This window comes from Lachnoanaerobaculum sanguinis (assembly GCF_033242365.1).
Lineage (GTDB): Bacteria > Bacillota > Clostridia > Lachnospirales > Lachnospiraceae > Lachnoanaerobaculum > Lachnoanaerobaculum sanguinis.
The window spans coordinates 105,630-125,115 of sequence record NZ_BTHK01000007.1 but is presented as its reverse complement, the minus strand read 5'-3'; the positions used below and the strand labels follow the sequence as shown (position 1 = coordinate 125,115).

The window sequence follows — 19,486 nt, the reverse complement described above, 5'->3', positions numbered from 1 at the left end:
AATGATACACAGGTTTATAATACTTTTAAACAATCACAGGAGATTAATGTAATGGGATTTTTTATATCTACATTAGCCTTTGGTATATTTTCACTGCTATGCTTTATTTTAGCTGTTTTTATATACTTTAGACTGCTGATAGCTGTTTGTACTTTTAAGAAGCTACCTAATTGGATATATGCTTTAGGACAATATATACAGATTACAAGGAGGGCTGTTCAATATGATAATATCACCGATAAGCCCGCACTTATAGAAGCGAGCGTTTTTATGCTGTGTATTATTTTAGTTAATATAATAGTTACCGGTGTGAATTATTTCAAATTACATAATATAGGAAAAGCAATTTTTTCCTGTTTAAAAATGCAGTTTGCTGTAATTATAGCTGCAATAATACTTTCCGGAATTATCAGACCGCTTATACGTTTTTTGATACCCTCATACCGTACGAAATATTCTTACTCAACTACCAATGCGTTGGATGTACTTATGTTTTTCTACTCATTTGCATTTACTTTTTTTATATCCATAGCAGGTGTTCCGGCTAAACCGGTAAATGTGCAGATAGCAGGAACTAATGTGATTATCGGCACAACAAAGGCATCCGTTCTTCTTGAAAACGGCTTTACCTTTAAAGACAAAAATGCAGACAGTGAGATCATAAATACTCGAAGCGACCACTTTTCCTATGGAGAATATTTGGAATTATATCTTGGTGACAAGTCTTTCGGTCATGTCTGTGTCACACCTACATGGAAGGATTCGGATGAACTTAAAAACTGTACTGTAACATTATTTAAGGCTACACCTGATGATACGGATTTATCTGCTGTAAAGATTGGCAATGTAGTGCTGTCGAATTTAGATCTTAACGACTTTGAAAATAAAGATTTGACAGATATTTTTTCACTGCATCCGACAGATTATGATGAGATGAAAGGTCCTTATTATTTTGTACTCACATTGCAAACTCATGACTATTCTATGTGGAAGCGTTATCGTATAGAAGCCGATTTTAGCTCCGATAACATGCTTTCATACTACAATGTTATGGTACAACATACTGTATGGGAATAAAAAACGGAAAGCTTAAACAGCTTTCCTATTTTTATATAAGATTATCTAATATTCATATTTTCCATACAGTTTTTCAGTATAGTGCTGATATAATCTCCCTTTTTCCTGTTGATACATGCAGTCGCATATGTCATTGGAGCTTTGTATACTTCTCCTATATAATCAGGACTTGTTAAAACAGGCATGGAATAGTATGCATTCTTTTTATTTTTCAAATCTATAAACCATTCTCCACCTATATACTTCCTGAAAGTCTCGCCGATATATACAGTCAAATAGTCAAGGGTTTTGGCATCACCTATCAAGTCCTTTATCTCACTGTAATTAGTGAGAATCCAATTTTCAACATCATCAAGTGACTCTATACTGTAGTCCAGTTTTAAACTATTTTCTTTTGCAAATGTATCTGTAAAATACTCCATTTTAGAGTCTATGAGAATTATCCACTCTTCAAAGTTTTCTTTCGTATAAGCCATTTTTTATATCCAACTTTCCTAATTCATATAAATACTCTCTGATTGATCAATGCTCTACAATTAAATATTTATTTCTGTTTAGTATAATCGTACATAGATTTAAATACAATATATTTTTATATATTAAATCAGAGTAAATATAGTTTATAATTCTAAAATTTTTAAGTATATTTAGCAGAATTATAAATAGATTTTTGTATAAATATATAGTAAAATTAAATTAAAATTTATGGAGGTGAAATTTATGTTCAAAAAACTCACATCGAAACTTCCCGTTATTTTCTGTTTTTTAGTAACATGTCTTTTTGTTGTATTCGCATCAGCCTGCTCATCAGGTAAAAAATCCAAGGCGGAATCTCAAAAAAGTACAAGTTCCAATAAGTTTTCTCTTTATTTAAAGGGAGATAATCTTTATATGGCTCGCTATAATAACTCTGAAATTATAGACTTGGGACCTTGTACAACAAACGGAAGTGTTATGGAAAAGTTTTCTATAGCACCACACAGTAAAGATACCGATTTATTCTGTTCATTTTCAGATTATGATGGAGAAACCTACACACTTTATACATCTACATCAAAATCACCTACCAAGCGAACCAAGGTGGCTGAAAAAGTCACAGTACATCATATCTTAAAAAACGGTGACATACTCTATATTTCAAATAAAGAGCTGTTTTTAAATAAAGGTGGTAAAGCGGTTAGCCTCTTTAAAGAAGGTGAAGAAGAAATGAAATACACTATTTCCGATGACGAGGACACACTTTTTATTGTTCCATATAACCGCAATTCCGAAAAAGAATTTATAGTAGATGCATATTTTATTGATATTTACTCAGGTAAAAAAACTATATATTCAGATATTAATCCTAATATCATATCACATTCTTTTGACCTTGATACAGTATGTTACTTCAATGACAATACATTATATCAGTTGAAAGATGGAAGCTCAAAAAAAATAGTAACAGGTATTAAACAACCGTATAATTACCATTCTGTTTCCTATGATAAGGCCATTTATACATCAAAGGTTGATGAACCCGGATTCCTTTATAAGTTTGACCTTGACGGCAATGAGGAATTAGTCAGTGATACATTTGTAGACTTTGTAGAATATAAGAACAAAGAAGATTTACTGGCATGTATAGAAAAGAATTCCGAAGGTGAGATCGTTCTAAAAATACGACAAAATGGTGAACTATTAGGTGAATATAAAGATATAAAAGGGTCGGATGATGATAAAATAGAGGATGTACTTCCTTATAATTCAAAGTATTGGTATTTTTTCTCTAAGGAAAATAGTAAGCTTTGGAGAGTTACTATAAAGGGAGATTCCAAAGGCGAAATTGAGCTTATGAATGATAATATCTCTAATTTTCATGAAATGTATACTGATAAAAAAGGCAAGAAAGAAAATGACGGCTTGTTGTACACAGCAAAAAAATTAGGAAACGACTATTATTCCTTGTTCATAGATGGAAATATTGTCATTCAAAACTTAGGTGAATATTATCCACATGCAAATTTAGTAGTTGACGATACCGAAACCTATATCGTATATAATGTCTCTCTTCCGGGAACTTCCACCGGTTCTGATACCTATCATATTTGGGAAAACGGCAAAGATACTATAGTTGCTGAAAATGTAAAGGATTATGACGGATTCCTTCCAAAGTATGAAAAATTTGAAAAAACTTATTTTTTAACAGATTATGACGAAAGCAAAGGAACAGGTACTTTAAAACAATATTTAAACGGAAAACTTAAAGATATAGATAGTGATGTAAAGGGCTTTATATGGAATAACTCAGGTTCACTTGGCTCTATATTATATAAATACCGTTAAAGATATAAATACTGCCGGCGCCGCACTAGGCCCATGTGGATCACGTAAGGCTCCGGCAGTAATATATCTTTTAAAGTATTAGACCCTACTTTCCCATATCTTCCAAACAGTTTTTCAGTATCGTACTTATATAATTGCCCTTTTTTCTGTTGATACATGCAGTTGCAAATGTCATCGGTGCTATATAACTCTCTCCTATGTAATCAGGACTTGTCAAAACAGGCATGGAATAGTATGCATTCTTTTTATTTTTTAAATCTATAAACCACTCTCCACCTATATGTTTCCTGAAAGTCTCACCAATATATACCGTCAAATAGTCTAAAGTCTTAGTGTCATTTATCAAATCCTTTATCTCTCTGTAATTATTTAGGATCCAATTTTCAATCTCGTCCAATGACTCTATACTGTAGTCAAGTTTTAAATTGTTTTCTTTTGCAAATACATCTGTAAAATACTCCATTTTAGGGTCTATAAGAATTATCCATTCTTCAAAGTTTTCCTTGGTATACGCCATATTTTGTCTCCGGCTTTCTAATTTTTTGAATCATTAAATGATTCCAATATTTTTTTCAATATTCTAAATTTTAGTTGGTTAAACGGTGCATACCTAATGGGTAAATCAATCATTGTTTCACTCCAAACAATACTCTTTTTATGGCTGAATGTATCGAATCCGAACTTCCCATGATACGAACCCGTTCCGCTACTTCCTACTCCTCCAAACGGCATATAATGATTTGATACTTGCAGTATAACATCATTTATGCATCCGCCACCGTATGAAATACTCTTTATAATATGCTTTGCAATATATTTATCCCTTGTAAATACATAGCATGCCAAAGGCTTCTCATGTTCTTTTATTATCCTTATTATATTATTGATATCGTCATATTCTATGATTGGAAGCACCGGTCCGAATATCTCTTCTTTCATGATTTCATGGTCAAAATCCACATCCGGTAAAATAGTAGGCTCTAATCTATGAACTACATCATCACCTCTGCCACCTATTATACTGTCCTCTGATTTTATTAAATTCATCAATCTTTTATAATGATGCTCATTTATTATTCTCGGATAAGTGTCATTATTTAATGCATTAGGATATCTTCTCTTTATTTCTTTTTGCAGATACTTTATAAATCTGTCCTTAACACTGCTATGTATTAACACATAATCAACAGACACACAGGTCTGTCCGGCATTAAGCAGTTTCCCCCACAGTACTCGCCTTGCAGCAAGTTTAATATCGGCTGTCTCATCTATAATACAAGGGCTCTTTCCACCAAGTTCCAAGGAAACCGGTATAAGGTTATTGCTCGCTATATTCATTACAATCTTTCCTACTCTTTGACTTCCTGTAAAGAATATATAATCATATCTTTGTTGTAGAAGCTCATCATAATCTATATCTTCATCCACACAGAAAATATAATTTGAACCGAAAGCTTTATTTATAATGTTTTTAATAACTTTTGAGGTATAAACACTCTCTTTTGAGCATTTGATAACGGCTGTATTTCCTGCCGCTATTGCCGCTACAAGCGGTGCTATAGCCAAATTGAAGGGGTAATTCCAAGGTGATATAATAAGCACTACTCCATAAGGCTCAGAGTATACATAATTCTTTGCCGGAAATGTAGCTATAGTTCCTTTTACCTTCTCCGGCCTGCTCCACTTTCTTACATTTTTTAAAGCCTCATTTATCTCCGCATAAACTATTGCAAGTTCACTCATATATGCCTCAGCCTTAGACTTTAAAAGATCCTTATATAGAGCGGTAATGATTGCTACCTCATTGTTTCTGATTGCCTCCTTTAACCTTTCCAACATCTTTATCCTGTATTTAACCGACTTAGTTGCATTTGTGTTAAAGAAATCTCTTTGGTTATTTATAATTTCTTTTAATTCTGCTTTTTTCTCCATAATGTAACTCACCGTCCTTCCACATTATAAAATAGATTTAATCGAATTGAATACCAGCTTGGAGAATTTTGACTCGAAAATCTCTTCAGAAAGCACCAGTGTAACTCTATTTTCCTTTGGTGAATATCCGCTGTTAAAAATCAATAAAAACGGTCCTTCCCCGGACAGTTCATCTATATAAAAACCCTTTTCGTCCATCAACTGAAACATCTTCTCATCTCGAGAAACAAAAATATCCGTTGTTTCATCTTCATCATCAATAACAATATATGGATCTTCCCAAAATGTAATACTTTCTTCTATTTTTTCTATAAAAGTATCCTTATCTTTATCAGTATATAAGATGTAGTCAATACCTGTAATCATTTTTTCACCTGCTTATTCTAAACTTGTGACTGTTTTATTATCTTAATACACTAACTTATTACTCTAAACATCAACATTTCATCAAGGCCTACTGTTTCTATATCGCAAATGTCACCACCACGTACAGCCACTTGCAAATTATAAAATGTTAAACAATGTTTTATATACTGAACGATCAATGATGATCTACGTTTATAGCCATATCTTTCTAATAAAGTTCTAAGCTTTATTTTTACATAATTTCTACTGCCATATAATATTTTTATACGACAACTTTTAAAGAAGATATCAAAATCAGAGAAGTAACCGCTTAACTGATCTAATTGCAATGTTCTATCCGAATGCTTCAAATCTCTCTGTATAGCAACAAGTTCTTCATCAATTGCATCCTTATCCAATATATAATGACTCCATTGATATATATCCAGCAAAAATTTTCTCTTATTATCTCTGTACTGTTCGGAAAGTAAGTTCTTTTCATTTTCCCATATTGAATCAAGAACTTTACTTTCCTCTCTACAACCAAGTTTTAAATCCTGTAAGATAAATGCAATATCGATTGCCGAATAAAACAATCCATACATTATTTATCACTCTTCCTTGCATTACAACTGCGGCAAAGAATCTGTAAATTCTCCACAACAGATTTACCGCCATTATTCATAGCAATAATATGGTCTACATGGAAAGGCACTCTGGATTTGTCTGTAAATCCACAGCATGCACAGCGGTAATTACCGGCTTCATCAGTATACTTTTTAAAGGTTTCATCTCTTAAATATTTTTCATAATCAGGGTTAATCTTACGAATTATATGGAGCGGTAAATCTTCCAGCTTCTTAGGGCCATAGTCTACTTCCGGTCCATTATCATATATGTCAGAACCTGATAATTTTATCAATTCAATATCAAGCTGCTTTGAAAAATATATCTTTCTGCCAAAGAACAATCTAAGCATATTGTCGTCTCCTGAATTCCAGAGCTCATCAATGTATTCAGCTTTTTTGCGTACCCCCATATCTTCATCCCAAATATGCTGTGCAATCTTTGATATATCAAGCTTATTTCTATCCACCTCTTCAAATGTATAGAATCTTGGTGCTTCCTCATATTGTGCATAGTATTTTATGATATTTATAACATCTCTGCTCTCATATGGCGGTATCATTTCACCACAGAAGAATGAATCCCTGCACTGTGCCTCCATTTCATCAAGCTGTTCTTTTGTCAGATACTCCTCTGTTACATCAAATGACTTGAACAATGAAGGAAGTGACTCCATAAGATTCTTATAAGCTTCCTGTGTGCTGTCATAAACCATTACCTGATATGAATGATCCATTCCGTTTTCTTCCAGATATTTAAATGCGTACATTCCGATAGGAATTCTTTTTTCAAAAGGAACTCTTTCCAAATTTGTTGTGTCAACCGAATTATCAAGTATTCTTGCAAACTCCTCAATCTTTGAAATCGCAATCATTTGGATATCTCTTTTAGCACGCTCAGAATCATCACTATCTTTAAAATCATTCTCCCCTGCAAACAAGCTTTCCGGATTTACCCATGCAATATGCTCATTCCAATGGTCTATAAATGAAACAATATATGCACTTGATGTACCTCCCGCTGCAGTTCCTCGCAATGCTCTACCTACCATCTGTGTCATCAAAATAGATGATACTGTAGGCCTTGCCAAAAACACTGTTTTTGTCTTTGGTAAATCCACACCCTCAGTCAAGATATTTACATTAACAAGTACCTGTAATTCTCCTTTTCTGTAGGCTTCAAGTTTTCTCTCATTGTCCTCTCTACTTACTGTCACTCCTGTAACACCGTCTCTTATATCAGATACAACAAAATCAGACTTAATTCCCGCTTTATTAAAAAGTGCACTAAGCTGAATAGCATGTATTACATTGACCGCAAATACAATTGTCTGACCATATTCATCCTGTTTTTCTTTATATGTTTCAACAATCAGTTTATTACGTGCAGCACTCTCCGCCATCTGATTAGCAATATCATCCGGCAAATTATCAAGATATTGAATCCTTTCCCATGAATCAAGACCTAGACAATCTCCATAATCTTCTTCTGTAAAATAACTTTCAAAAATAGGCTTTGAAAGTATCTGCCTGTTTATAAGTTCTTTTAGTCCTATTTGATATGTTATTCCTATGTCTCCACGTACAACCTGACCGTCACTAACACCGTCAGAGTAGATTTTACCCAAAAGTCCCTGCTCTTCTTCTGCTGTACGGAATGGTGTTGCTGTAAGACCTATTAGCTTTAAATTTGGCACCTTATCTTTTACATAGTTGATAACTTTTCTATAGGTTTTTGCAGTTGAATGATGTGCTTCATCTACAACCAGATACAGCTCTTTTTCTCCTTCCAACCACTTATCAAGTCTTTCAATATTTCTGCCTATGCTGTCCTTACTTATAATCAATAAATTATCATCCGCCTTGATATCTATTGTTCTGTCATGACTTGATGCACCTGACACAATCCTGAATCTGAAAGAAGAAACATGCGGTACAACTTCTGCATAAGCAAAATTTTGAAAGGACTCTGCAGCCTGGTCAAGCAGCATCTGACGATGTGCTATCCAAAGAATTTTCTTTTTCTTATCAATAGCATTTTTTAATAACCACATAGAAGCTGTATAAGTCTTTCCGCCTCCTGTCGGCAGAACTACCAAAGTGCTATAAGATTCTTCTTTATTTATCTTATCAAGTGCTTCCATAGCCTTTTTCTGATGCTCATAAGGGCTTCTGATGTTTGTTCCCTTTTTTGGTAAAATATTACCACAAGATTTCATTTCCACATAAGTTTTCAAATCGTTTACAGAGCCTGTTTCCATTCCCATTTCCTCCATTATAAATTTATTAATTTAATCTTATTTATATATTAATTGGCATTCCTATCATACTTCATATATCTGAATTTCTCAACTGTAAACCTATACGTAATATGATATATATCCGGTATGTTTTAACAATAATGCTCCTACTCCAGTATCTCCAAAATATCCTCTATCTCTACTACCTCACTTAATACAATAGTTTTACTATATCCCTCATCACATAATAAAACTTCCTTTTCATAAGGGAAGTAGCTTCTGAGCCATTTTATAAACTCCGCATAATCATAGATCCTGTTCTTTGAGTTGAAATAATTTATCATTAATACACTTCTATCCCTTAGCATCCAAAGTTCAAACTCATACTCATCTTCGTAGTCTTCCCAACAAATATTGTACCGACATTTCTCATCATCCTTTACCGAAATACCGACTTTAGGAAATCTTTGTTTAATATCATTATTAAACTTCTCTAAATTAAAACCGGTATTTTCTTTATCAGTCACATAAATAAAATATGAAACAGCCATATTCCTCCCCATAAAAGTATTAAATATCGTAAATTTTACAACAAAATGATATAATACGAGTATACAACTTTTAATTTAAAAAGGGGAGCTACAATGGCTTTTTTTATAATTTCCATAGCACTTGCTATACTTATATTGATACTCCTTATATTCACAGTTTATATGTACATAAAACTGGTAATAGCTGTAAGTACTTATACTGAGGTTCCAAATTGGATGTACAAGATTGGACAGGCATTTAAAAGTAAAATCAATATCAATTACGAGGATTTTACAGAACCTGCGGCATTATGGGATACCAATTTTTTTATCCTTTGTTTTATTTTAGCCAATATTTTTTTCTATTTTGTAATGTATTATCAAACACAAAATTCCAAGAAAGCATTTTATATATGCATAGGCTTGCAGGTCGTAGTTGTTTTGATAGCAATGTTATTCTACTTTATAGTAAAACTGATTTTATTTTTTGTATCTCATATATTGGGAAATTACAGGCCACTCTACTCACCAACAAATGCTGTAATGGCAGGAATATTTGTAACTGCGCTTGTCTATACTCTATGGATGCTCAGGGTAGGATTTCCTGAAAAACCTATAAATATACAAATAGATAACAGCACTGTGGTAATAGGCGAAACAAAAGCCTCCTCTCTTTTAGCAGACGGCTTTACCTTTTACGGTAAAGATGCAGACAGTGAAATTGTAAATAAACGAAACAGCCAACTTCACTATGGTGAACTTGTAGAATTGCTTCGTGACGGAAAATCTTATGGATTTATGAGCATTACTCCTACATTTAAGAATTCCGATAAACTCGAAAATTGCACCATAACATATTATGAGATACCGGGTGACAGTGAGGTTTTATCTCAGGTAAAAGTTAGTGATGCAACTCTGTCCGAATTGAGTATTCAGGATTTTGAATACAAAGATATAGCTGACATCTTTTCAATAAAGCCTTATAATTATAATCAGTATAAACGCAGTCCTTTGTATACCTTAAAACTGCAAACTGTAGGGTACTCACTGTGGAAAAGTTATAGCATTGAGGCAGATTTTTTTGAAAATGGCTCAGTACACCATTATGGTGTCAGGGCACAGCATACTATTTGGGAATAATGGGGGAATAAAATGGGATTTACTGTATTCGCATTAATTTTTGGTCTTTTGGTTTTACTATGCTTTATATTAACAATCTATATGTTTTTAAGGCTGATAATTGCAGTAGCTGCCGGTAAGGAGGTTCCAAAATGGATGTACAATATCGGACAGGGCTTTCAAGGTAGAATACATATAGACTATGATGATATTACCGAATCTGAGGCACTAAAAGCGGTATTATTATTTTTCTTCGTGTATATTTTGGCAAATATCTCCTGCATAGGCATTATGTTTTACATGACGAATAATTTTACCTTGTCACTTTATAGATGTTTAAGATTTCAGCTTGGACTTGCAGTAATAAGCTTGGTATTTTATCATCTCATTCAGCTTATTTCAGGACTTATAAGCAATCATAAAAATAAAATATTTCGACTCTACTCAGCTTCAAATGCTGTTATAGCCGGACTGTTTATAACAAATTTTACCCTTACCCTTTTTATATCTATGATAGGTTTTCCCGAAAAGCCGGTCGTAGTACAAATAAATACAAGCAATATAATTGTCGGCGAAACAAAGGCATCCGCTCTTTTGTCTGACGGCTTTTACTTCTCGGAAAAGTCTGCAGACAGTGAAATAGTAAACAATCGTAATGACCACTTTTATTATGGTGAACTTTTGGAAATATTTCGTGATGATAAATCCTACGGTTTTGTAAGTGTTACTCCTACATTAAAAGATAGCGATAAACTAAAAAACTGTACAATAACTTATTATAGGATTCCGGCAGACAGTGAAGCTTTATCAGAAGTTAAATTTAATAATACCGACCTGTCTAAACTGAGTATAGATGACTTTAGAGAAAAAGATTTGACGGATATTTTTTCACTACATCCGATTGAATATGAAGAAGTAAGGAATGATATTTCATTTACACTTAAGATTCAGACTTCCGACTATGTTATATGGAAAAGATACAGTGTGGAAGCTGATTTTGATTCACTTTATAAACCTGATAAATATGGTGTGAGAGCACAGCATACAATATGGGAATAGAAATAAAAAACTGTAGTAGAAGCTACCCTTCCGCTACAGCTTTTATTTATAAACCTTCTTTAATGTCATGTGTTACTACAGGCTTTCCGTCTTTATCAAGTAAAACAGTCAAACCGCCTGCGTATCCACCTGCTTTACATAAATAGTTTACACCTGTCTCCGTATCAACCCAGACTTCAAGTACTTCTATTACTCCCTGTCTGTAAACTTTCTTGAAACGATCCATAAAGTATCCTCCGATGTTTTTTTTGATTATATCATATATTAAACTACAGTTTTTAAAGTTTTGTTTAATAATAAATGATTCTAATACTTTAATTTTAGGATTCTAGGGTCTTAAATTCTTCCAGACACAGTATACTGTCTGCGGTTTCATTTAAAAATTCAATATCGTGGGAAACAATAAATATAATATTATCTTTAGTACTCATCTCCTTTATCAGCTTTGAAATTTTTATCATGTTCTTATAATCCATACCGCTTGTGGGCTCATCAAAAAATATAAATCTTGAATTTTTGCATAGAACTGAGGCAATGGCCACTCTTTGTTTTTGTCCACCTGAAAGGCTCATAGGATGTCTGTCCTTTAATTCTGTAAGTTCAAGACCATATAGGACCTTATCTAATCTGTCCTGCGACAAATCCTTAACCCCAAGTTTTATTTCCTCCTCTACAGAATCCGTGAAAAGCTGATGATTAACATCCTGCATAACCAAGGATGAATTTTTCAGTCTGTCTTTTTTGTTCAGAGTTTTCCCGTTAAATATTATCTCACTCTTTCCCTTATCATCAAGGCCTGTCATTACTCTTATGAATGTAGATTTACCGCAGCCGTTTTTTCCGGTAATACCGTAAATATTTCCAAGACCAAATGAAATATCATTTATCTTTAGTTTGAAACCGTCTTTAAATTTGTACTCAAGTTTTTTAACAGTCAAATCATTTCCGACGGAATTCCTTTGGACCTTTAAGTCTGTTTTTGTTGCAGAGCGAAGTCCGAGTTGTCTTTCGGCGTTTAATAGTTCATCTTTTGTAAGCTCCTTAAAAAGCTCTCCTTTTCTAACAAGAATAATTCGATCTGCCAAATCCGTTAAATAATAGATTCTATGCTCTGCAATGATAAGTGTTATACCCTTATTCTTTAGTATCTGCAGCATTTCTTTTAATATATCAATATATTTATCATCCAGATTTGATGAAGGTTCATCCAGTACTATTATCTTACAACCGGAAATATAGCAGGCCGCCACACAAAGAATCTGCTTTTCACCGCCCGAGAGTTCAAATATACTACGCCCCAGTAGATGCCTTATAGGAAAGAGCTTCAGCATATCTTCCATACGGTTTTCCATTTCTTTTCTATCAAGACCTATGTTTTCAAGATAAAATAACAGTTCAAGTGTTGTATCTACATTGAAAAAATGTGTCTTTGGGTTTTGGAAAACGCTGGATATCATCAGAGATATTTCATAAAGCTCCATTCCCTTTAAATCTTTATTGTCAACCTTTATGTTGCCGCTAAATTTGGCATTTTCATATTCAAAAGCCAGACCGTTTATAGAATTTACAATAGAGGATTTTCCGCTTCCGCTCTCTCCGGTAAGAAGAACACATTCACCGTCCGCTACGATTAAGTTGATATTATCAAGTACTTTTTTATCCTGTTCGTAAAACAGTGATAGATTCTCTAACGTAAGCATATAAGACCTCCCACCACTATAATTGTCATTGTGAAAGCATAAATAAAATCGATCAAATGAATTTTTACTTTTATGTACCTTGTTTTCTTTACAGGATTTGCAATGCATTTTGTTTCCGCAGCCTTTGCAATATCATCTGCAATATTTGATGAAATAATAAGCAGGGGTACAGCAATATATTCAAGATATTTAACAGGATTTTTTGTTTCTATTCCCCTTATTCTCATTGCCATCATAATGTTATTTTTCTCCTCAGCAAATGAAGGGAAGAACCTGAACATTACGGCTATAGGTACAGAAACTTCCTTTGGTATTTTTAAAGCATCCATTGATGAGATAATACTTCCGACATCAGAAGTCTTGATCATAAATTCACCTGCTGCAAAAGGAAGATAGAACATACGAAATATAGCCGGTAATGAAAGCATCATCATTATAAATATGGGAAGCTTTGCCAAAGCACTAAAACTCGGTACAAATAACAATACACCAAATACCAGTATATTTTTTATTGCCTCTCTTCTAAATCCATTGATAAGGTACATAATAGATATCACTAATACAGCAGCTATTTCCAAATAGTGATTTATAGAATGTACTACAGTAAACCCAAGTAACATTACAACAAAAAACTTGGTTATAGGATTTGGATTTAGTCTTTTGTCATTGATGTAATACATCAAATTATACCTGCCTTTATAAAATGTTTTTTTAGTAATATTCTTCCTATATTCGCTCCTATAAGTCCGCCTAATATAGCACCCAGATAAACCAATGCCATATGTGGATATGTGACCAGCTTTATCAAAGCATTCACATACTCCTCACCCATAACCATTGCTATTTCAATATATTTTTCTCTTGCCCATAACATTTGCATAAGTGAACCGCAAATCCAGGTATTAAATATTGCAAACGAAAGCATATTGTATTTAAATGAATTGTAATTACCTACTCTTCTTATCAACTCGGCTATAAGCATCACCACGAATGAATGTATAATAAGTAAATAGGTATTTCCTTCTACCATCATAAAAACAGATGTAAGCATTCCAAGTATCAGCAACGCCCAAGGTTTTTGTACCTTTGCCATAAACAACATAATAACAGTTCCGCTTACAATACCGAGTAGTGCAGGATATACCAGATATAAAACAGGTAAAAATCCTATCATTCCCAAAGCAAATATAATCACCACATATATAACTGCAAATACACCGATAGTCACCAGATCCTTTATTTTCAGCTTTTGCTCTTTCATATTTCCCTCCTAATAATACATCAAACTATACCTGCTTTTATAAAATGCTTTTTCAGTAATACTCTTCCGATATTTGCGCCTATAAGTCCTCCGATTATAGCACCAAGATAAACCAAAGCCATATGCTGATAAGTAATAAGTTTTATCAAAATATCTACATACTCCTTGCCCATCATCATAGATAACTCAATGTATTTCTCCCTTGCCCATAACATTTGCATAAGTGAACCGCAAATCCAGGTATTAAATATTGCGAATGAAAGCATATTGTATTTAAATGAATTATAATGACCGATTCTTCTTATCAACTCGGCTATAATCATTACTGCAAATGCATGAAGTAAAATTACATAGGTATGGCCTCCCACAAGCATAATAAGAGGTGACAGCATTCCGAAAATAAACAATGCCCAAGGTTTTTGTACTTTAGCCATAAATAACATAACAACAGTTCCGCTAACAATTCCCAGTATTGTAGGATATATCAGGAATAAAATCGGAATAACTCCAATCATTCCAACGGCAAAAGTAACTACAAAATATATAACAGCAAATACACCTATAGTCACCAGATCCTTTATTTTCAGCTTTTTCTCTTTCATATCTTCCCCCTAATAATTAAATGCTTCCGCTAATTTTGTCTTTTCAATCAAGTTTTTATATACCTTTGAATCTTTTATAAGCTCATCATGATTTCCTGATGTCTCAACAACTCCCTCATCTATTACCACAATCTTATTCACATTTTCTATTGATTTTAATCTGTGAGAGATAATAATAACCGTTTTGTCCTTAATAAGCTTATTTAAACTGTCCTGTATCTTCTTTTCATTGTCCACATCAAGGCTTGCCGATATCTCATCCAATATCAAAACAGGTGCATCCTTTAGAAATGCTCTTGCAATAGAAATTCTCTGTCTTTCTCCACCTGATAATTCAGCACCGTTTTCTCCAATCAGAGTATTAAATCCATCCGGCAATTTTTCGATAAAATCCATACAGTTTGCAAGCCTGGCCGCTTCCTTTACTTCCTCATCTGTTGCACTCTCCCTGCCCAAACGAATATTTTCCATAATGCTTGTATTAAACAAAGTCACATCCTGAAATACTATTGAGACATTCTTAAACAATGATTCTGTAGATATATTTTTGATATCCTTTCCGTCTATTAAGATACTTCCGGTATCATAGTCATACAGCCTTGATATAAGTCTTAGTACGGAAGTTTTACCGGAACCCGATATACCTACCAAAGCTGTAACCTCACCCTGCTTTGCCGTAAAACTCACATCTTTTAATACCTTTGCATCTTTATTATAAGCAAATGAAACGTTTTTAAATTCTATATCATAGCTTGAAAGGTCTGTATCTTCACCCTCTTGAAGCGCTGCATTTTTTATCTCCTTTATTCTTACAATTGCAGGTTCAATATAGGACATTTCGGTCATTCCTTCCCTTGAAACATCAAAAAGTTCTTTAACCTTTATTGCTCCTATCAGGTATCCTATCAGATATAAAAGGCTAATCTCATTGTGAATAAGTAACTGTATTCCGACAGCCAATACTACTGCAAGGCTTATATATGAGAGAGATGAAGATATACCTACCGCCAGCATTGGAACTATCTCTACATTAAGATGTATCCTCTCGCTCTCTTCCATCTTTTTATACAGGTTTTTCTTCACCTTATCAGCTTGATTAAAGCTGCTTATCTCCTGTTGTAACTCTATTGTTTCTTGAAAAAGCTCTGAATTATCTCTTAGCACATTAAAGTACCTGCTGTACTCTGAAACTTCCTTCTGTTTTGCCAAAGGATTGATCATAAAGCTTAAAAGAGTGGGAATAATTGCTGCAAGTCCAAGCTTCCAGTTTCCAATAAGCATAATAAGTCCCATCAGAGGAAAGAATAACCACATAGCCACAACCTTTGGTATGGAATGGCTCATAGAATGCTCTACCCTTTCCACATCAGACATTATCGTTTGTGAAAGGTCGGAGAGATCGTGCTTTGAAAAATAAGCCAGCGGAAGCTGTGCCAGATTCTCTGCTATTCCCTTTCTCAAATTTGCCGATTCTTTATAGGTGGAATTATAAAGGCTTACATATTCTTCTGATAATAAAATATACATAAATATCAAAGTAAGTATTGCCATAACAATATACTGCAAGGTGCTTGATACATTTCCCAAGACCAACTGATTAATAAGTCCCATTAAAATAAACATCGGACCAAGGTTGATACAATATGTCAAAAAACAATATATCGTTGCTTTTGTAAGATTTTTTGCACCCTGTTCTGAGAGAGCATATCTTTTCTTATAGTAGTTTTTCATTTGACACCCTCCAATCATTTGCAGTTTCGTAAAGACTGAGGAGTCTGCTGTATAACCCTCCGGTTTTTACTAATGAATCATTATCTCCTCGCTCTATTACATTTCCCTTTTCCAAAACTATTATTTCATCTACATTTCTGATACTTGTCATCCTATGGGCAATCATTATAACAGTCTTATCCTGCATTAAATTTTTAAATGCTTTTTGTAATTCGTATTCATTATCGGCATCAATTGCCGCACTCGCTTCATCCATAATTACAATAGGTGAATTTTTCAAAATAGCCCTTGCAATAGCAATCCTTTGTTTTTCACCTCCTGAAAGATACACCCCCTTTGAACCTATAATTGTATTTTCCCTGTCTTTAAACTTTTCAATAATTTCATCACAACCTGCAAGACTGAGAGCCTTCATTACTTTATCTCTACCCGCATTTTCATCAGCCAATGCTACATTATCATATATAGATTTTTTAAACAGTTTGCTGTCTTGGAATACAAACGAGATATTCCTTATGATTGCCTCCTTTGTATATTCTGAAAGAGGATATCCACCTATTTTTATTGCCCCCTTATCAACCTTATAAAATCCTGACAAAAGCTTTGCAACAGTTGACTTTCCTGAACCTGAATGCCCTACTAAGGCATAAGTTTTTTTCTCTTCTAATGAAAATGATAAGTTTTCCAGAACCTTTTTATCCCCATATGAAAAGCTCACATTTTCAAATTCAATATTGAAATTGTCAAAATGATCTCTGTTTCCATATGTGAGTTTATCCTCCTGCATCTTTTCATATAATTCTTCCAAACTGTCAATGGCAAAATTTGCATTATAGATATTCATGCTTGCCCACATTATTTTCATAAAAGAGACCATTATTACACCGCTTAAGAAAAAGATCATAATAAGCTCCACAGCCATAAATTTAGGATCTTTTATACCGATCAAAAAGAAGCTGAGCGGAATACTTATAATGGCAATCAATCCTAAAAATATCAGCTGATATATGACATAGGGTGTTTTACAAGACAGAGAATAATCATAAGCGTATTTTGAATACTCCATAATAGAATCATGTAATGCCTTAAAAGATCTAAGTTTTGAACCGAATATCTTTATTACCTGTATACCTCTGATATACTCCACAGTTTCAGAACTCAGTTTGTCAAGTGAAGTCTGATAAAGCTTCATAAAATCTTTATTGCCCATCATTCCCATCAATATAAGTCCGCTTATAACAGATAAAACTATAATAACGATTCCGACTCTAAGACTTATGGCAAATGCCAGTATAAATGCAAAAATCGGTACCAGAAATGCCTGTGAATTATCCGGCAACATATGAGCTACCGCCATATGTGTTTTTGCCGCATTGTCATCTATAGTTTTTCTTATATATCCTGAGGAATGCAGATCAAAAAATCGAAAGCTTGCATCTGTAAGTCCTTCAATTCCTCTTTTTCGTAAGTTTGTTTCAAGTCTGAATGCCAGCTTATGTGAAACAATGCCGGATACCAAATACATTACCGCACTTATAGTTAAACAGATAACTATCTTTGTAGAATAATATCCTGCATTTTCATAATTTCCCTTTACTACCGCTTCTTTTAGAAGTAGAAATATATAATAATATCCATAAACCACCAGGAATGCCGAAATACTCGATAATAAAATTGACATATATCCGATATATTTTTCATTCGGCACATATCTGAATAATTTTTTATAAACTCCCATCCATTTTCTCCTTTACTTGTTCAAATAAGTAAGTAAATATTGCTTCCAAATGCTGTCTGTTCTTTTTGAAATTTTCTCTTGCATCCAGTACATCCGAAGCCAGTATCAGAGCATTCATAAAATCGGTAACAAACTGAAAAATTTGAGGATCAAACAACCATCCTGAGTCATAATTCCATATCGCTTTAAATCTTTCCTTTGTCTGTTCTTGAAGCTCTTCCATAATATTATTCAGTTCGGGATTTCTTTTTTTCTCTATCAAAAACTCAACATAAAGAGGCGTTAAAGGATTGTTGTCTATGACTTTATCAACCAACTGTTTTGCCATAAACTTACTCTCACCACCCTTTTCACATTCAACCAAATGCTCCTTAATGATATTGTTTCTGTAATCAATCCCGCTTATCATAATGTCTTTAAAGATTTCTATTACGTTCCCATAGTAGTGATACACTCCTCCTTTTGATAAAGTTGTTCCCGCGATGATGTCTTCCATAGTTGCCTTTCCTAAGCCCTTTGCGGCAATTACTTTTGTGGCTGAATCCATAATTTCTTTTTTTCTTTCAGCCTCACTAAGCCTCTTCGCAGCAGCCATATAGTACCTCCTCTTTTACCGACGTTATCGTCGGTAAGATCATTATACCATAGTTAGGTTTTGCTAACAAGTGGGTATTTGAACTACTTCACTGTTACTTCAAAGTCAACTTCAATATCACTTCAAACAAACTTCAATTTACTTTGAAGTAATTTGAACTTAGCCCGACTTACTGTTATACATAAAAAATCAGCCCGGGGATTCACCCCGGACTGACTGTAAGTATATATCTCTATTAATCATCTACCTCTACACTGCTTGATATTATAGCTCCGTTTGAAACATTGATATCATATTCATATTCTACATTTCCGCTGTAAAAATCAACATCATACTCATATCTGTTATTATCCTCAAGTTCAAGTTCCACTTTAACAAAAGTCACGTCCTTTTCCGCTAACTTTGCGTGTGCAAGTGCGATTCTTTTAGCCTCATCAGCTGTTATTTTCTTTGTTGCTTTATATGATTTGGATACTTTTGACTTGGCAACAAAGGTGCTTCCATAATATGGAACTCCTGTCATTCCTGCTGCAAATAACATACAAGATACTGTAACCGCACCTATTAAACTCTTACCTAATTTATTAAACTTTTTCATATTTTCCA

At 33.6% G+C, this 19,486-nt stretch carries 20 protein-coding genes; 4 read left to right on the top strand and 16 right to left on the bottom strand.

Annotated features, from left to right (window positions below; translation table 11 throughout):
- The first annotated feature begins 51 nt into the window (after positions 1-51).
- A complete protein-coding gene (locus SBH76_RS06390) occupies positions 52-1,077 on the top strand; it encodes a hypothetical protein (protein WP_317977213.1) in 1,026 nt (341 codons plus the stop codon).
- 41 nt (positions 1,078-1,118) lie between these two features.
- On the opposite strand, the gene SBH76_RS06385 is transcribed toward SBH76_RS06390, so the two are convergent.
- Positions 1,119-1,553, bottom strand: a complete 435-nt coding sequence (locus tag SBH76_RS06385; protein WP_317977212.1) for a hypothetical protein — start codon at positions 1,551-1,553, stop codon at positions 1,119-1,121.
- Positions 1,554-1,797: 244 nt separating this feature from the next.
- Here SBH76_RS06385 and SBH76_RS06380 point away from each other — a divergent pair, with 244 nt between their 5' ends.
- The gene (locus tag SBH76_RS06380; protein WP_317977211.1) at positions 1,798-3,402 is read left to right on the top strand and encodes a hypothetical protein; all 1,605 of its coding nucleotides are present in this window, start codon (positions 1,798-1,800) and stop codon (positions 3,400-3,402) included.
- A gap of 85 nt (positions 3,403-3,487) precedes the next feature.
- Here the strand turns inward: SBH76_RS06380 and SBH76_RS06375 are convergent, their stop codons facing one another.
- The 6 genes from SBH76_RS06375 to SBH76_RS06350 all read right to left on the bottom strand — a co-directional run bounded on the left by SBH76_RS06375 (position 3,488) and on the right by SBH76_RS06350 (position 9,096).
- The gene (locus SBH76_RS06375; protein WP_317977210.1) at positions 3,488-3,919 is read right to left on the bottom strand and encodes a hypothetical protein; all 432 of its coding nucleotides are present in this window, start codon (positions 3,917-3,919) and stop codon (positions 3,488-3,490) included.
- A 17-nt stretch (positions 3,920-3,936) separates the two neighbouring features.
- Positions 3,937-5,334, bottom strand: coding sequence for an aldehyde dehydrogenase family protein (locus SBH76_RS06370; RefSeq protein ID WP_317977209.1), 1,398 nt, complete (start codon positions 5,332-5,334; stop codon positions 3,937-3,939).
- Positions 5,335-5,358: 24 nt separating this feature from the next.
- A complete protein-coding gene (locus SBH76_RS06365; RefSeq protein ID WP_317977208.1) occupies positions 5,359-5,700 on the bottom strand; it encodes a hypothetical protein in 342 nt (113 codons plus the stop codon).
- Between the two features lie 50 nt (positions 5,701-5,750).
- Entirely contained in the window at positions 5,751-6,284 is a 534-nt protein-coding gene (locus SBH76_RS06360) for a hypothetical protein (protein WP_317977207.1), read from the bottom strand.
- Complete coding sequence (locus tag SBH76_RS06355) at positions 6,284-8,572, bottom strand: DEAD/DEAH box helicase family protein (RefSeq protein WP_331678105.1); 2,289 nt, start codon at positions 8,570-8,572, stop codon at positions 6,284-6,286. Before SBH76_RS06355 ends, SBH76_RS06360 begins: the two co-directional genes overlap by 1 nt.
- 140 nt (positions 8,573-8,712) lie before the next feature.
- A complete protein-coding gene (locus tag SBH76_RS06350; protein ID WP_317977206.1) occupies positions 8,713-9,096 on the bottom strand; it encodes a hypothetical protein in 384 nt (127 codons plus the stop codon).
- 93 nt (positions 9,097-9,189) lie between these two features.
- Here SBH76_RS06350 and SBH76_RS06345 point away from each other — a divergent pair, with 93 nt between their 5' ends.
- Both SBH76_RS06345 and SBH76_RS06340 read left to right on the top strand, forming a co-directional pair.
- Positions 9,190-10,215, top strand: a complete 1,026-nt coding sequence (locus SBH76_RS06345) for a hypothetical protein (RefSeq protein ID WP_317977205.1) — start codon at positions 9,190-9,192, stop codon at positions 10,213-10,215.
- Positions 10,216-10,227: 12 nt separating this feature from the next.
- Positions 10,228-11,253, top strand: a complete 1,026-nt coding sequence (locus SBH76_RS06340; protein ID WP_317977204.1) for a hypothetical protein — start codon at positions 10,228-10,230, stop codon at positions 11,251-11,253.
- A gap of 46 nt (positions 11,254-11,299) precedes the next feature.
- Here SBH76_RS06340 and SBH76_RS06335 read toward each other — a convergent pair whose 3' ends face one another.
- From SBH76_RS06335 to SBH76_RS06295, 9 genes are all read right to left on the bottom strand, one after another.
- The gene (locus SBH76_RS06335) at positions 11,300-11,479 is read right to left on the bottom strand and encodes a DUF6440 family protein (RefSeq protein WP_317977203.1); all 180 of its coding nucleotides are present in this window, start codon (positions 11,477-11,479) and stop codon (positions 11,300-11,302) included.
- Between the two features lie 94 nt (positions 11,480-11,573).
- Positions 11,574-12,953: an ABC transporter ATP-binding protein gene (locus SBH76_RS06330; RefSeq protein WP_317977202.1), complete on the bottom strand. Its 1,380-nt coding sequence runs from the start codon at positions 12,951-12,953 to the stop codon at positions 11,574-11,576.
- On the bottom strand, positions 12,941-13,633 hold the full coding sequence (locus tag SBH76_RS06325) for an energy-coupling factor transporter transmembrane component T family protein (protein ID WP_317977200.1): 693 nt from the start codon (positions 13,631-13,633) through the stop codon (positions 12,941-12,943). Before SBH76_RS06325 ends, SBH76_RS06330 begins: the two co-directional genes overlap by 13 nt.
- Positions 13,633-14,214 (bottom strand): MptD family putative ECF transporter S component, encoded by a 582-nt coding sequence (locus SBH76_RS06320; protein WP_317977199.1) that lies wholly within the window; start codon positions 14,212-14,214, stop codon positions 13,633-13,635. The genes SBH76_RS06325 and SBH76_RS06320 overlap by 1 nt, the downstream gene beginning before the upstream one ends.
- 20 nt (positions 14,215-14,234) lie before the next feature.
- On the bottom strand, positions 14,235-14,816 hold the full coding sequence (locus tag SBH76_RS06315; RefSeq protein WP_317977198.1) for an MptD family putative ECF transporter S component: 582 nt from the start codon (positions 14,814-14,816) through the stop codon (positions 14,235-14,237).
- Positions 14,817-14,825: 9 nt separating this feature from the next.
- A complete protein-coding gene (locus tag SBH76_RS06310; RefSeq protein WP_317977197.1) occupies positions 14,826-16,547 on the bottom strand; it encodes an ABC transporter ATP-binding protein in 1,722 nt (573 codons plus the stop codon).
- Positions 16,531-18,285 (bottom strand): ABC transporter ATP-binding protein, encoded by a 1,755-nt coding sequence (locus tag SBH76_RS06305; RefSeq protein WP_317977196.1) that lies wholly within the window; start codon positions 18,283-18,285, stop codon positions 16,531-16,533. The genes SBH76_RS06310 and SBH76_RS06305 overlap by 17 nt, the downstream gene beginning before the upstream one ends.
- Positions 18,272-18,880 (bottom strand): TetR/AcrR family transcriptional regulator, encoded by a 609-nt coding sequence (locus SBH76_RS06300; protein WP_317977195.1) that lies wholly within the window; start codon positions 18,878-18,880, stop codon positions 18,272-18,274. The genes SBH76_RS06305 and SBH76_RS06300 overlap by 14 nt, the downstream gene beginning before the upstream one ends.
- A 235-nt stretch (positions 18,881-19,115) precedes the next feature.
- Positions 19,116-19,478: a PepSY domain-containing protein gene (locus SBH76_RS06295; protein WP_317977194.1), complete on the bottom strand. Its 363-nt coding sequence runs from the start codon at positions 19,476-19,478 to the stop codon at positions 19,116-19,118.
- Positions 19,479-19,486 lie beyond the last annotated feature (8 nt).

Bases quoted from the DNA above. Each gene is read 5' to 3' on its own strand.
- SBH76_RS06315 (WP_317977198.1), bottom strand. From the start codon at position 14,816: ATGAAAGAGAAAAAGCTGAAAATAAAGGATCTGGTGACTATAGGTGTA.
- SBH76_RS06350 (WP_317977206.1), bottom strand. From the start codon at position 9,096: ATGGCTGTTTCATATTTTATTTATGTGACTGATAAAGAAAATACCGGT.
- SBH76_RS06300 (WP_317977195.1), bottom strand. From the start codon at position 18,880: ATGGCTGCTGCGAAGAGGCTTAGTGAGGCTGAAAGAAAAAAAGAAATT.
- SBH76_RS06325 (WP_317977200.1), bottom strand. From the start codon at position 13,633: ATGTATTACATCAATGACAAAAGACTAAATCCAAATCCTATAACCAAG.
- SBH76_RS06370 (WP_317977209.1), bottom strand. From the start codon at position 5,334: ATGGAGAAAAAAGCAGAATTAAAAGAAATTATAAATAACCAAAGAGAT.
- SBH76_RS06380 (WP_317977211.1), top strand. From the start codon at position 1,798: ATGTTCAAAAAACTCACATCGAAACTTCCCGTTATTTTCTGTTTTTTA.
- SBH76_RS06355 (WP_331678105.1), bottom strand. From the start codon at position 8,572: ATGGGAATGGAAACAGGCTCTGTAAACGATTTGAAAACTTATGTGGAA.
- SBH76_RS06345 (WP_317977205.1), top strand. From the start codon at position 9,190: ATGGCTTTTTTTATAATTTCCATAGCACTTGCTATACTTATATTGATA.
- SBH76_RS06320 (WP_317977199.1), bottom strand. From the start codon at position 14,214: ATGAAAGAGCAAAAGCTGAAAATAAAGGATCTGGTGACTATCGGTGTA.
- SBH76_RS06310 (WP_317977197.1), bottom strand. From the start codon at position 16,547: ATGAAAAACTACTATAAGAAAAGATATGCTCTCTCAGAACAGGGTGCA.
- SBH76_RS06305 (WP_317977196.1), bottom strand. From the start codon at position 18,285: ATGGGAGTTTATAAAAAATTATTCAGATATGTGCCGAATGAAAAATAT.
- SBH76_RS06365 (WP_317977208.1), bottom strand. From the start codon at position 5,700: ATGATTACAGGTATTGACTACATCTTATATACTGATAAAGATAAGGAT.
- SBH76_RS06385 (WP_317977212.1), bottom strand. From the start codon at position 1,553: ATGGCTTATACGAAAGAAAACTTTGAAGAGTGGATAATTCTCATAGAC.
- SBH76_RS06340 (WP_317977204.1), top strand. From the start codon at position 10,228: ATGGGATTTACTGTATTCGCATTAATTTTTGGTCTTTTGGTTTTACTA.
- SBH76_RS06360 (WP_317977207.1), bottom strand. From the start codon at position 6,284: ATGTATGGATTGTTTTATTCGGCAATCGATATTGCATTTATCTTACAG.
- SBH76_RS06335 (WP_317977203.1), bottom strand. From the start codon at position 11,479: ATGGATCGTTTCAAGAAAGTTTACAGACAGGGAGTAATAGAAGTACTT.
- SBH76_RS06330 (WP_317977202.1), bottom strand. From the start codon at position 12,953: ATGCTTACGTTAGAGAATCTATCACTGTTTTACGAACAGGATAAAAAA.
- SBH76_RS06295 (WP_317977194.1), bottom strand. From the start codon at position 19,478: ATGAAAAAGTTTAATAAATTAGGTAAGAGTTTAATAGGTGCGGTTACA.
- SBH76_RS06375 (WP_317977210.1), bottom strand. From the start codon at position 3,919: ATGGCGTATACCAAGGAAAACTTTGAAGAATGGATAATTCTTATAGAC.
- SBH76_RS06390 (WP_317977213.1), top strand. From the start codon at position 52: ATGGGATTTTTTATATCTACATTAGCCTTTGGTATATTTTCACTGCTA.